19 protein-coding genes and 1 tRNA gene are annotated in these 10,095 nt (G+C 63.7%); 12 read left to right on the top strand and 8 right to left on the bottom strand.

Annotation, left to right across the window (positions count from 1 at the left end; translation table 11 throughout):
• Positions 1-539: 539 nt before the first annotated feature.
• From AC04SF_RS08805 to AC04SF_RS08795, 3 genes are read right to left on the bottom strand one after another with little or no spacing between them, the layout of a single operon-like run.
• Positions 540-1,307, bottom strand: coding sequence for a terminase large subunit domain-containing protein (locus tag AC04SF_RS08805; RefSeq protein ID WP_488477463.1), 768 nt, complete (start codon positions 1,305-1,307; stop codon positions 540-542).
• Complete coding sequence (locus AC04SF_RS08800; RefSeq protein WP_488477462.1) at positions 1,195-1,587, bottom strand: hypothetical protein; 393 nt, start codon at positions 1,585-1,587, stop codon at positions 1,195-1,197. The genes AC04SF_RS08805 and AC04SF_RS08800 overlap by 113 nt, the downstream gene beginning before the upstream one ends.
• Positions 1,580-1,981, bottom strand: coding sequence for a hypothetical protein (locus AC04SF_RS08795; protein ID WP_488477461.1), 402 nt, complete (start codon positions 1,979-1,981; stop codon positions 1,580-1,582). The genes AC04SF_RS08800 and AC04SF_RS08795 overlap by 8 nt, the downstream gene beginning before the upstream one ends.
• 679 nt (positions 1,982-2,660) lie before the next feature.
• Between AC04SF_RS08795 and AC04SF_RS08790 the strand changes: the two genes are divergently transcribed.
• Entirely contained in the window at positions 2,661-2,930 is a 270-nt protein-coding gene (locus AC04SF_RS08790) for a hypothetical protein (RefSeq protein WP_488477460.1), read from the top strand.
• A 54-nt stretch (positions 2,931-2,984) separates the two neighbouring features.
• Here AC04SF_RS08790 and AC04SF_RS08785 read toward each other — a convergent pair whose 3' ends face one another.
• Positions 2,985-3,353, bottom strand: a complete 369-nt coding sequence (locus tag AC04SF_RS08785) for a phospholipid-binding protein (protein WP_244661773.1) — start codon at positions 3,351-3,353, stop codon at positions 2,985-2,987.
• A gap of 180 nt (positions 3,354-3,533) precedes the next feature.
• Between AC04SF_RS08785 and AC04SF_RS08780 the strand changes: the two genes are divergently transcribed.
• A complete protein-coding gene (locus AC04SF_RS08780) occupies positions 3,534-3,839 on the top strand; it encodes a hypothetical protein (protein WP_488477459.1) in 306 nt (101 codons plus the stop codon).
• Between the two features lie 5 nt (positions 3,840-3,844).
• On the opposite strand, the gene AC04SF_RS08775 is transcribed toward AC04SF_RS08780, so the two are convergent.
• The gene (locus AC04SF_RS08775; protein ID WP_488477458.1) at positions 3,845-4,270 is read right to left on the bottom strand and encodes a DoxX family protein; all 426 of its coding nucleotides are present in this window, start codon (positions 4,268-4,270) and stop codon (positions 3,845-3,847) included.
• Between the two features lie 228 nt (positions 4,271-4,498).
• On the opposite strand from AC04SF_RS08775, the gene AC04SF_RS08770 reads away from it, so the two are divergent.
• From AC04SF_RS08770 to AC04SF_RS08745, 6 genes are all read left to right on the top strand, one after another.
• Positions 4,499-4,867, top strand: a complete 369-nt coding sequence (locus AC04SF_RS08770; protein WP_488477457.1) for a VOC family protein — start codon at positions 4,499-4,501, stop codon at positions 4,865-4,867.
• Between the two features lie 105 nt (positions 4,868-4,972).
• Positions 4,973-5,182: a hypothetical protein gene (locus AC04SF_RS08765; protein WP_488477456.1), complete on the top strand. Its 210-nt coding sequence runs from the start codon at positions 4,973-4,975 to the stop codon at positions 5,180-5,182.
• A 527-nt stretch (positions 5,183-5,709) separates the two neighbouring features.
• Positions 5,710-5,889 carry a DUF3606 domain-containing protein gene (locus tag AC04SF_RS08760; RefSeq protein ID WP_027052489.1) on the top strand — a complete coding sequence of 60 codons (180 nt, stop codon included), beginning with the start codon at positions 5,710-5,712 and terminating at the stop codon, positions 5,887-5,889.
• 213 nt (positions 5,890-6,102) lie between these two features.
• Positions 6,103-6,558, top strand: coding sequence for a GFA family protein (locus AC04SF_RS08755; protein ID WP_488477455.1), 456 nt, complete (start codon positions 6,103-6,105; stop codon positions 6,556-6,558).
• Positions 6,559-6,677: 119 nt separating this feature from the next.
• The gene (locus tag AC04SF_RS08750) at positions 6,678-6,914 is read left to right on the top strand and encodes a DUF982 domain-containing protein (protein ID WP_488477454.1); all 237 of its coding nucleotides are present in this window, start codon (positions 6,678-6,680) and stop codon (positions 6,912-6,914) included.
• Between the two features lie 43 nt (positions 6,915-6,957).
• Positions 6,958-7,203: a DUF982 domain-containing protein gene (locus AC04SF_RS08745; RefSeq protein ID WP_488477453.1), complete on the top strand. Its 246-nt coding sequence runs from the start codon at positions 6,958-6,960 to the stop codon at positions 7,201-7,203.
• A gap of 48 nt (positions 7,204-7,251) precedes the next feature.
• On the opposite strand, the gene AC04SF_RS08740 is transcribed toward AC04SF_RS08745, so the two are convergent.
• Both AC04SF_RS08740 and AC04SF_RS08735 read right to left on the bottom strand, forming a co-directional pair.
• A complete protein-coding gene (locus AC04SF_RS08740; protein WP_488477452.1) occupies positions 7,252-7,545 on the bottom strand; it encodes a hypothetical protein in 294 nt (97 codons plus the stop codon).
• A 159-nt stretch (positions 7,546-7,704) separates the two neighbouring features.
• Positions 7,705-8,022: a hypothetical protein gene (locus tag AC04SF_RS08735; protein WP_488477451.1), complete on the bottom strand. Its 318-nt coding sequence runs from the start codon at positions 8,020-8,022 to the stop codon at positions 7,705-7,707.
• Between AC04SF_RS08735 and AC04SF_RS08730 the strand changes: the two genes are divergently transcribed.
• On the top strand, positions 8,021-8,317 hold the full coding sequence (locus tag AC04SF_RS08730; RefSeq protein ID WP_488477450.1) for a hypothetical protein: 297 nt from the start codon (positions 8,021-8,023) through the stop codon (positions 8,315-8,317). The two genes, AC04SF_RS08735 and AC04SF_RS08730, sit on opposite strands and share 2 nt — an antisense overlap.
• A 37-nt stretch (positions 8,318-8,354) precedes the next feature.
• Positions 8,355-8,428 (top strand) — tRNA-Gln (locus AC04SF_RS08725).
• 440 nt (positions 8,429-8,868) lie between these two features.
• Here the strand turns inward: AC04SF_RS08725 and AC04SF_RS08720 are convergent.
• A complete protein-coding gene (locus tag AC04SF_RS08720) occupies positions 8,869-9,033 on the bottom strand; it encodes a hypothetical protein (RefSeq protein WP_179298282.1) in 165 nt (54 codons plus the stop codon).
• Positions 9,034-9,454: 421 nt separating this feature from the next.
• Between AC04SF_RS08720 and AC04SF_RS08715 the strand changes: the two genes are divergently transcribed.
• Together AC04SF_RS08715 and AC04SF_RS08710 are read left to right on the top strand one after the other, a co-directional pair.
• Positions 9,455-9,700, top strand: a complete 246-nt coding sequence (locus AC04SF_RS08715) for a DUF982 domain-containing protein (protein WP_488477449.1) — start codon at positions 9,455-9,457, stop codon at positions 9,698-9,700.
• Between the two features lie 120 nt (positions 9,701-9,820).
• Positions 9,821-10,054: a DUF378 domain-containing protein gene (locus tag AC04SF_RS08710; RefSeq protein WP_488477448.1), complete on the top strand. Its 234-nt coding sequence runs from the start codon at positions 9,821-9,823 to the stop codon at positions 10,052-10,054.
• The last annotated feature ends 41 nt before the right edge of the window (positions 10,055-10,095 follow it).

The raw sequence follows: 10,095 nt of genomic DNA, 5'->3' as shown, positions 1-10,095 counted from the left end.
GAGCTATTGCTCCGGGGCTGGCCTGAACTTCCGCACGATCACCTCGAACAAAATATCCGAAAGGCGGCAACGATCGCCGCGCGCTCGTCAGGCGAATAATGCGCGGCATCGTCGATGGTCATGAAGGTGACGTGACGGGTCATTCTCGTGTAGTCCGATCAAGCTGCATAGTTGATAGCGATGGGGATCGGTGCGAAGTTGGCGAACGACTTTGGGGGGAAACATGATCCGCATAGCATTGGTTATAGCTATTGCAGTTAGCTCAGCCGCCTGCACGACCCAGTCAAACGTGCCCTATTCCAGCAAGAAGACAACTTGCACAAATCAAGCCTCATCTTTGCAAATCCCCGGCGGGAAAATCGTGCCGATCAACAGAAATGTCTGTATTCCAGACACGCCAAACAAGGCATGCGTGGAATACTGGAACCGTGCCCTGGGTCAATCCGAAGTCAGGTGTATGCCGCTTACCCGGAAATCCACCGATCCCAAGGCCCGCGCCAGGCAGCTTGCGGGCAGCCAATATCCTTGATTCCTCTTCGTCAGTTGATTTTCCCCATCCTCTCCACCTCCCCCGCCGATAAAAACAACAGTACCACATCCGACATACCCAGCAGCGGCGTGAACGTCACGATCGTGATCCCGCCCGTCGCATTGGTGCGGGTCAGGCCTTCGGAATAGATGTCGAGCGGCGGTTCCTCGTCGAACCAGACGCCGTGCAGCGTCTCGCCCTGCCATTTCTCGCGACCCTTCTCGAAGCTCTTGAACGACAGCACGCTCTCGCCGGCCTGCACATCGCCGCCGCCGCCATGGCGCACCACGACACTGTCGAGCGCGCCCGGCGCGCCGCGGCCCATGATGGTGTCGACAATGGCATCGGCGGGGATCATGCCGGTGCCCCAGGCCGCCTGCTGCTGCGGCGGGCCGACCAGCACGCGCTGCGGGTTGTCGCGCGTGCCCTCACCGGTGACGCCGGCGGCCCACAGCCGCACCGGCGTGTCGAAAACCTTGCCTTGCCACCACTGGGGATAACGGCCGGTCAGATGCATCGCCCATTCGGCACCGCCGGCCCGGGTCTTGCCGAGCTGGTTGCCGGCCATGAACAGCCTTTCGCGGTTGACCGCCCCTGCCGCGTGAAACTCCGCCTGGCGAAAATACGGTTTGTAGGCCGCCAGCTGGTTGCTGCGGCGCCTACGGTCAAGCTCCGCCAGCAGCGCCAGATATTCCGTCTTCGCGGTGATCGGCGGGCTCTTCGAGGAACGGTTTGACGACGGCTTCGAGGCTGCGGATACGGCTGCGGATCTCTTCATCGCTCAGGGCATCCAGATGGTTGATGGCGACATCGAATTCCTTGGGCAGCACCGACAGCACGATCTTCAGATACTGGTCCGGCTTGTCGGCCCGCACCTCGGCGATGACGCCGGCGCCATGCGTGCGGAAGTCCGCGCGCACGGCAGCCAGGAAATCGTCGCCCAGCGTCTTCTTCGTTCGCTTCGGACGGGGTTTTTGCGCGACCGCCCCGCGGGCGGGCTTGCGCCTTGCTGGCCTCGCCTTGCCGCGCGTCGGCCTGTCGGCGGTGTCATCAGCCATCGACCTGGTCCATCGTCTCTGCAGCGGCATCGCTGGCCGCCCTGCCCGCCTTCGGCATCGATCCGGCCGGCTTCCTCGATCGGATTTTTTTCTTCGCTCGCTTGGCGCGCTTCGGCTTTGCCGCGGCAGGTTTCGCGGCACCAGCGCGTTTTGCCACGCTGGCCTGCGCCTTGAGCCGCGCCAGCACGAGACCGATGGCCTGGCCGCCGATGCCGGCTTGCGGAAAACCAAAGCCACCGGCCGCGTCCCGCACCATGCCGATCAGCACGCCGGGAGCGACCAACTCGACCCGGCCCAGACGCGGCTGCGGCGCCGCGCCTTCGAACGCGCCAATGGCGCTGACGATTTCGCGGCCTTCATCGTCGGTGATGATCGTGGCGTAGCGTTGGGTCATTGGATCCTCGCAAAGGTCGCGTTCCGTCGCGCCCCCCTCTGTCCTGCCGCACATCTCCCCCACAAGTGGGGAGATTGGCTGTCATCCCGGCCTTCGCCAATCACCGACGTGGCAGGACGGGCGCCGCCGCCAAAGCTGCCGATCTCCCCACCTGTGGGGGTTGAGGAGTGGTCCGCGCAGCGGACGGAAAGCCAATTGCTTGGCTTTCCGAATGACGAACGTCCGGCAGGACAGAGGGGGGCGCTGTCCCGCCAACGTATAAGTTGGCGGCCGGGCGGTTCGGCTAACAAGGCGCCAGAAACACAAAACCCGCCTCGGCGGCGGGTCGTAGGCGCAAATCAGCACCATGGACAAATATGTAGCACGGCTGCCCTCACCCGGTCAACGATTTTCTGAGAAAATATTCCTATCCCATCTTCCCGCGCCAAGGCGAAGGCGCAATCGGCATCGCTCCGGGAGCGCGCTAAAAGACAAAAACCCGCCTCGCGGCGGGTCGTCGGCGCAAATCAGCACCATGGGCAAAATGATAGCACAACTGCCCTCACCGGACAACCGCAGCAGCACCACCGGCGGCCCGAAACCCGCATTGGCTAGCCGGCTTTTCATCGGCCGGCCGCTGTGGGATCATCAGTTGAAGCTCATGGAATGATTCGCGTCGCACCGCTTGTCGGAGAGGACGATGGACAGACCAGCCATGGCATCCGTGTTCAGGATGCGGCATGCTCCAGCCTCGGTTTCCGGTGTGCGCAGCACCGGCCAGGGCCAGGCCGACCCCGTCATCCGCGTGAACTCGCTCGGCGACGCGATCCGTTTCGTCGCCAGTGCTTTTCCCCACTACGACATCAGTGCCGTCGCCATCACCTGCAATGATCCGTCCATCCCGCGCCTCGGCAGCCTGGAGGTCAAGGCGGTGTGGCGCGAATATGGCGAGCGCCTGACGCAGGAATAGAACACGGTCCCGAAAGGTGGAATCCGGCTTCGCCCACGCCATTACCCGATAGCGTCACGGAAAACGTCTTCGCGCTTTTGCCGTCGCGATGGTTTTGCCGCTGCCATCGAGCGCCTTCACCGATATCTCGTACATATGCGGCCTGGGCGGACAGGGTCCGCGATAGCTGAAGGCTCCATAGGGCAAGGTTTTCTGGCCGCCGAAGACCACGGTGCCGCCGCCATGCTTGAAGTCGGGCGCGTCCGTATCGACCATCTTGAACGCCAGCGTCTTCGTCCCGGCAGGAACGCCGGAAAGCGTGATCGGCGGCGACTTCGGATCGAAACACTTGACCGTCGGGCCCCATTCGAAGTTCATCGCCATGTCGGCGGACGCGGCCGTCGTCATCGCCACGGCAAAACCAAAGGCTAGTACAAGACGCAAAACGACCTCCCTGCTTAGCATCCGGCCCTGGCGATCATAGTCTCTTTTCGCACGCAAGGCATCGCGGCGAGGCTCGCGACCGACGGGCAAGACGTCCACGAGCCCGCCAAACGGCTTGCGCGCCGGATCGGAAACGCGGCTGGCGCGTTTCAGCTTTGGTCAATGGAGGGAACAACCATCATGAACGTCGCCAATCTGCAACTCGAAGGCCTGCTGATGGCCGTCGCATCGATCAACCACGTGCTGGTTCGCAAGGGGCTGCTGACATCCGAGGAGATCGACATCGCCTTGCGCAAGGCCGAGGCCAGCGAAACCGGTGAGGAGCGATCCAATGGCATGTCGGCGTCGAGCCGCGACGCCGTCAACTTCCCGATCCGGCTGCTGGAACTCGCCAATCAGTGCCAGCCCGAGGCCGACATGCCGTCCTTCTCGAAACTGGCGCGCATGGTCGGCCAGATGAAGGAGCCCTACAACGATCAGATGTGAGGTTCTCACGCCCTGCCCGGCCAGCCCAGGTTCAGCGCCAGCACCCTGCCCGGCCCTTGCACGGCGGCGAACAGCAGGCCGGCCATGAACGAAAAATGGTCGACGAAGAAGCCGAACTCGGCCTGGTTGCCGGCCCAGTGGCTGGGGCCGTGGAAGGAGAAGCCGAGGAAGAGCACATAGGCCGCTGCGACCAAGGCCGCCTGGGTGAAGAAGGCGCCGCTCAGGAAACACAGCACCAGCGCCACCTCCAGGATCGCCGCGCACCAGGCGAGGAAGAGCGGGAAGGGAAAGCCGGCGGCGGCGATGAAGCCTGCGGTGGCCCCCATGCCCATGAACTTGAACGTCACCGCCATCAGGAAGACGGCGGCAAAGATCAGGCGGGCAATGAGAAGGGCCGCGGTCTGCCACGGCGATTGGGTGAGGTCCGACATGCTGTCTCTCCGAGGTTTGCGATGGATTTCGACCCAAGGACGGGCGACGCCGTGCAGTTCCGACACGGGCGCGGGATTTTTTGTCCGCAAGCGCTGCCACGATGGATGTCGGCGCCGGTCTGGCACTCGCGGACAGGACGCCGTGCCCGGCTCCAACCTTGCGGCGGCGTGACCCGCGGGCTATTCCTCGCAAGGGGTGCTTGATCAGTTTGTGAGGAGAGCCAGCGGATGGCGACGGTCCGGTATCTCGTCAGCGATGTCGAGTTGGCAATAGCATTTTACACCCGGCATCTGGGTTTCGTGCTGCGGCAGCAGTTCGGTCCGGCAATGGCCATCCTGAAGCGCGACGACCTGACGTTCTGGCTTGCCGGCCCGATGGCGTCGGCGGCGAGGCCGATGCCGGATGGCAGGACGCCGGAACCGGGCGGCTGGAACCGCATCGTGCTGGAGGTGCAGGACCTGCCGGCGCTCGCTGCCCGGATGCGCGAGGCCGGCGTGCCGTTCCGCAACGAGATTGTCGACGGCCCCGGCGGCCGCCAGATCCTTTGCGAGGATCCGTCCGGCAACGTCGTCGAGCTTTTTGAAGCAAGAGCATGATCCCTGCCCGAAATCCGTTCGCTTGCCTCGGCTTGCGCCTTGGCGCTGTCGGCGCGGCGCTCCCGCGCCGGCGAAATCGGATTATTCGGTTTGCCGGCTGATGGTATGATCGCCCTCGCCCACGGGGAGGCGAATCGAACATGGCCAACCCCTGACCATCGGCGCGCCGCGGCATCCGGCGTGAGCGCCGCCTATGAACAGGGCTGCCGGGAGATGCTCGCCCCCCATCTCGAGGCGCTGCTCGACAAGATCGAGGCCGCCGGCTGGGATCGCGGCCAGGCCGCGTCGGCGCTCATGTACCTACCTCGCCGCTAGGCGGCTCACGCCGGCCTGACGCCAAGGCCCGCCGGGGCGTTCACGAACAATTAATGATCCTGAAACTTGTCCGTAACCGGCAACGTGATATCCTTAGCTGGGGCTAATGCACAGGTCTGTCCGGTGCAGCTATTTGGGTGGGTTGAGTTTTGGGCGCGAGCGTCAAGTTCGGGACGATGTCCTATATGGTCCGGTCGGCGGTCCTCGAGTGCAATGGCTGCGGCGGCACCGGGCAGGTTTTCCAATGCCCGCGCTGGACAAGCTCAAACGGCCTTTGCTGTCCCGCCGGCACCCACCAGCGCGGCTGTCCCGGCGCCAGCGCGCCTTGCGCCGATTGCGGCGAGACCGACCAGAGCGGCGCCGGCCTGGGCCATTCGGCCTGAAAGGCGGCTTGCGATCCGCGTCGGCCGGGCCTCGTCCGACGCCCGCCATGGAACCAGCAGCGCCGGTCGCTGTTATGTCTGACCGCGGCATCCTATATAGCGATGTCCGCACGATCGTGCGGTTGACAGAAAGCGAGGCACGCCATGCCCGACGACAAATCCAAGATCAAGCAGGACCGCAAGCTGGTTTCGAGCGAGGAAACCTACGAGGTCGCCGCCTTCGCGCGCAAATACGGCATCCCGCAGAGCGAAGCCCAGACCATCATCAAGCGCTACGGACCTTCGCGCAAGAAGCTCGACAACCACATGGCCGCGCGCGGATAGAAGCCGCGAGCCGCAACCATTTCGCCGCTATGGCGTTGATGGATGCTGCGGGCCGCGTCAGCCCGGTTGGTGTTGCCAGCCGGGCTCGGCGGGACAATGAACAGGATGTCTTTTTCCTGGTTTCTGGCCAACGAAATGGCAGATGAGCATCTGTCCCGCCCGGCCCGTAGCGTGCCAGACTGACGAGAGCCAGACCGAGGGAGGGCCGCGATCATGTCCGACACCACACGCAGGACCGGCAGCTGCCTGTGCGGCGGCGTGCATTTCGTCGTCACCGGCCAGCCAATGCGGGTCGGCCTCTGCCACTGCAAGGATTGCCGCAAGGCGAGCGGCTCGGCCTATTCGGCCTTCGCCATCTGGCCGCGCGACGCCATCGAAACATCGGGCGAGGTCGCCAGCTATGGCACGCGCAGCTTCTGCCCGACCTGCGGCGGCCGCGTCGCCTGGATCGGCGATGATGAGGTCGAGGTAATGCTTGGCAGCCTCGACGTCGCGCCGACCGACCTGGAGCCGCAATATGAATTGTGGACCAGCCGCCGCGAGACCTGGCTGCATGCCTTGCCCGGCACCGAACAGTTCGAGCATGACCGGCCTCTTGACCGGCCCATCCCGGAAGACGCCGTTCCGCCGCCGCCGAGGCCTTTGTCGGACGCCGTCGCCCACGATTGAAAATTGATCTTTCGGGCCTGGAACCCTCCCCTGCCGGCGACGTTATCCGGCGCCCCTTGCGAGTGCGTTGTTTCACAACCGCTGTCCACTCCTGGGGTGACATGCCACGGAGACTTCCGTTGAACGACAAGATGTTCCCCCGACCGATCCGCCTGAAATTTGCCCCCGAGCGAGAGCGCGTTGTGCGCAGCGCCTGCGAGGGGCTGGAATGCCTCGGCGACTGGCCGGCCGGCCGAGGCCGGCGATACCAGGCGGCGCTGCGCTGCTGTCGCGATGCACTGGACGGCTGGATGCCGCCGGAAAAGGCGATGCGGGCGATGATCGACGCCGCACGCGAAGCCCACATCCTCCAATAGCGGGAAAAGCCCGGTAGCGGAAAACCCAGGAGCGGGAAAGACAATGCCCGATGTGATGCTATCTACTCCGGTGCGGGTCAAGCCGCATGGCTCCGACACGATCCGCGAGGTGGCGACCCTTCAGGACGCCAGCGAAATCCTGATCGACTGGCCGCATGCCAGCCGCGGCCCCTTCTATCAGGCGGCGCGTGAAAAGATCGAGGCGGCGCTGGAAAACAAGGACGGCGCGGCTCAGGCACAGGAGGCCTTCACGGCGCTGTGCGATCACGCCGGCCTGCTGGTCCGCTGATCGTGACCGCCGGCCGGCGCCATCTTGCGTCTCTGTTGTTTGGATCCTCTATTGCTTGGGCGGCTGGGCCGGTACTTCGCCGGGCTTGATTACCGGTGTCTTGCCTTGGTCGGGCGCTGGCGCGGCCATGCCCTGATCGCCGGTGGCCGGCGGCTTCAGCACCCCGCCGCAATCGTTGAGCTTTTCGCTCAGATTGCCGCCGCCGGACTGCTGCTTGTCGCCATGATCCGTCTCGACCCGGCAGTTGTCGGCCTGCTGGGCCGGGTTCTGCTGCTGATCCGTCTGCGCCGCGGCCGGCCCGGCCAAGGCCAGCATCAGGGACGCGATGACGAGAGGTTTCATCTCGGCCTCCTTTCCTTGCATGCCGCCCACGGCGGCCTTCCCTCGCGGGGACAACGCCTGACGGCCCAAAAGGTGGCGGCAAAAAAGGGCTGGCCGCCCTCACCCGGCGGCGTGACGCCTCCGGCCGCTATGCGTAGCGGAGGCGCCGTGGAAACGGTCCTAACTGTCCGGTGCCCGGGTCATGTCCCCCTCGCCGCCTTCGGCCGGAGCAACAGGCGATTCGGTCCTTTGCGGGCACTCCTCGTAACGGTGGTCGCGGCCGCCGCAGAAGGAACAGCACATGGCTTCGCGGCCCTCGTCTCCGGGCCACCATTGCGGCGTTTCGTCGGGCTTCCTGCCGTCCATGCCCAGCAATGCGCGACGCGTGGTTTGGTTGCGTCTCGCCCTGCGCAATGCGCGGCCCATCACGGAACCGGCGGACAGGTGGCTGGTTTTGTGGAACAATGAGGCTGCATCAGAACCAAGAGAAGCCATCATGTCCGCTCGCCTTCGAATCCTGTCGATGACCCTGGCCACCATGCTTGCGGCGCCCGGGCTGGCCGAGGCCCGTCCCGACAGCCGCAGCATGAGCTGTGCTGGGATCCAGGCCATGATCCAGAGCCATCGCGCCGTGGTGCTGACCACCGGCCCAAACACCTATGACCGCTATGTCAGGCAGTTCGGCAATGAATGCGACTGGCCGGAAGTGCCGATGTCGGCCTATATCCCGGCCCGCGACGGACACTGCCCGGTCTACCGCTGCGACGAACCGGTCAACAACTTCCCGAATTGACGCCTCGCCGTACTAACGGCATAACCATCCGAGCTTCTCCCGCTTCGTCTAATGGTAGGACAGCGCCCTTTGAAGGCGTGAATCGTGGTTCGAGCCCATGAGCGGGAACCAGAAAAATCAGATCGCTGGATTCCGAATCTTCCTTTCTGTCGAATACCCACTGAATAAACACGCGCGAATTGCCTGAGGGATAGCCGCCTCACAAGCGCCCACCGTATTTGTGGTCCGGGTCACGGGCCCGGCTTCCGCGATCACACCATAGGCCAACGCGGCAACTTGGTTCACAGTACAACCACAAGCGGTCGATTCCTTCGGGATGTAGCCACTTGAAAAGCCCGCAGCAGGTCGCTCCTGTGGCGGGCTTTTCCTATTGGGACCAAGGTCTTAGGTGGCTCCATACAAAGGTCTGACGTAACCGCTTTGGTTCCGGTATCGTCCATTGGATGTTCCATTACTTTAGTCAATCGCAATATATGGATGAAGGCTTGGCTGGGGTATAGACCCGCCGCCCGGCGCCACCTAATGTTTTGAGGCTTTCCCTGGCGGGCGCCTCAACGCTCCTTTGGCTTCGGCGTGATCTCCTCGACCCGCACCTTGTCGCCAATCTCTTTCGCCAGGGCGAAAGCCTTGGTTTTGTCCTTCGTGGTCAGGACCGTACGCCACATCGGTTTTTCAAAGACGCTCACGACATAGGTTGTGGCCGGCTTTTCAGTCATCGATGGCCCTCACCTCCTTCATTTGAATGCTTCAGTTATATTAGCGGTACCGCATATAATGATCAGCCGGCAGCAGCCCCACGCCGGTTAGGCCCGGCGCACTGCTTTCCCAACGAGTGTGCGCCGGGCCGCCCCAAGTCGGGCCGGCAAAGCTCGCGATCTCGGCTAGAGGTGCGCGAGCCGATCGGAGACCCGATCTTCAGCAGGGGATGCCCCTGCCCTGCTGACAACAACAACTATTAGAGATGACTAATGTTCCATCAAGCCGGTTCCGATCGAACGGACCGGCGCCCGCAGCCCGCGGGACCATCGAATGCCTTCGCCGCCGACAAGCTCCCCTCAGCCTCGCGCGACAGTGGCCGGCAGAGATGGAACCGTGCGCTGACGCGGGCGTTATTGTGCTCACGCAGTCGAGGTTCCAATGCAAACCGCTTGGTTTTCCAAACCCGTGGTGGTTTCGGTCGGTGTGGCCGGTGCCACCCGCAATCTGTCCAACGCCCAGCAGGCCATCGAATTGCTGACGACACACTGGCGCGACGCCGGCAGCCTCAAACATCAATCCGCGTTGCGCGCCTGCCGCCGCGCGACAAGCGGCGAGGTGCCTGCCGATATCGCCAGGGAGGCTTTTATCGAGGCGGCGCGCGAGGCACACATACTGGTCGAGTAGGTCGAGCCGCAGTCACGGATCGCAACTATCGTTCACAATTTCGTGATCGACGGAACCGTCTGAAACGGCGAGCGTTTTTTTGCAGGCGTCTTTTTTGTCAGGCAACATCAGGAGGCGTTTATGCGCATCATGAACCTCGTCACGCTCGCTCTCATCATCCTTGGCGGTCTCAACTGGCTGTCCATGGGTGTGACCGGCTATGACGTAATCGGCACAGCCCTTGGGGGCGCCATGCTGGCCCGCCTGGCCTATCTGATCATAGGCCTTGCAGCCGTATGGCAGCTCATGCCGGGCTTCCAGAGCTTCACCCTTGGAGAAGTCGATGCCGAAAGGCATCTCCCGCATCATCGGTGACTGGTAAGCCGGGGGCGGAGGGAAAACCCGCCGCCCCACGG

Source organism: Mesorhizobium sp. CNPSo 4671, from assembly GCF_057784245.1.
The sequence above is the reverse complement of the archived record's forward strand: the minus strand, read 5'-3'. Positions and strand labels throughout refer to the sequence as shown.

What these genes read in the sequence shown, in the direction of transcription:
- AC04SF_RS08805 (WP_488477463.1), bottom strand. Translation starts at nt 1,307, where the DNA reads ATGAAGAGATCCGCAGCCGTATCCGCAGCCTCGAAGCCGTCGTCAAAC.
- AC04SF_RS08800 (WP_488477462.1), bottom strand. Translation starts at nt 1,587, where the DNA reads ATGGCTGATGACACCGCCGACAGGCCGACGCGCGGCAAGGCGAGGCCA.
- AC04SF_RS08795 (WP_488477461.1), bottom strand. Translation starts at nt 1,981, where the DNA reads ATGACCCAACGCTACGCCACGATCATCACCGACGATGAAGGCCGCGAA.
- AC04SF_RS08790 (WP_488477460.1), top strand. Translation starts at nt 2,661, where the DNA reads ATGGACAGACCAGCCATGGCATCCGTGTTCAGGATGCGGCATGCTCCA.
- AC04SF_RS08780 (WP_488477459.1), top strand. Translation starts at nt 3,534, where the DNA reads ATGAACGTCGCCAATCTGCAACTCGAAGGCCTGCTGATGGCCGTCGCA.
- AC04SF_RS08775 (WP_488477458.1), bottom strand. Translation starts at nt 4,270, where the DNA reads ATGTCGGACCTCACCCAATCGCCGTGGCAGACCGCGGCCCTTCTCATT.
- AC04SF_RS08770 (WP_488477457.1), top strand. Translation starts at nt 4,499, where the DNA reads ATGGCGACGGTCCGGTATCTCGTCAGCGATGTCGAGTTGGCAATAGCA.
- AC04SF_RS08765 (WP_488477456.1), top strand. Translation starts at nt 4,973, where the DNA reads ATGATCGCCCTCGCCCACGGGGAGGCGAATCGAACATGGCCAACCCCT.
- AC04SF_RS08760 (WP_027052489.1), top strand. Translation starts at nt 5,710, where the DNA reads ATGCCCGACGACAAATCCAAGATCAAGCAGGACCGCAAGCTGGTTTCG.
- AC04SF_RS08755 (WP_488477455.1), top strand. Translation starts at nt 6,103, where the DNA reads ATGTCCGACACCACACGCAGGACCGGCAGCTGCCTGTGCGGCGGCGTG.
- AC04SF_RS08745 (WP_488477453.1), top strand. Translation starts at nt 6,958, where the DNA reads ATGCCCGATGTGATGCTATCTACTCCGGTGCGGGTCAAGCCGCATGGC.
- AC04SF_RS08740 (WP_488477452.1), bottom strand. Translation starts at nt 7,545, where the DNA reads ATGAAACCTCTCGTCATCGCGTCCCTGATGCTGGCCTTGGCCGGGCCG.
- AC04SF_RS08730 (WP_488477450.1), top strand. Translation starts at nt 8,021, where the DNA reads ATGTCCGCTCGCCTTCGAATCCTGTCGATGACCCTGGCCACCATGCTT.
- AC04SF_RS08735 (WP_488477451.1), bottom strand. Translation starts at nt 8,022, where the DNA reads ATGATGGCTTCTCTTGGTTCTGATGCAGCCTCATTGTTCCACAAAACC.
- AC04SF_RS08720 (WP_179298282.1), bottom strand. Translation starts at nt 9,033, where the DNA reads ATGACTGAAAAGCCGGCCACAACCTATGTCGTGAGCGTCTTTGAAAAA.
- AC04SF_RS08715 (WP_488477449.1), top strand. Translation starts at nt 9,455, where the DNA reads ATGCAAACCGCTTGGTTTTCCAAACCCGTGGTGGTTTCGGTCGGTGTG.
- AC04SF_RS08710 (WP_488477448.1), top strand. Translation starts at nt 9,821, where the DNA reads ATGCGCATCATGAACCTCGTCACGCTCGCTCTCATCATCCTTGGCGGT.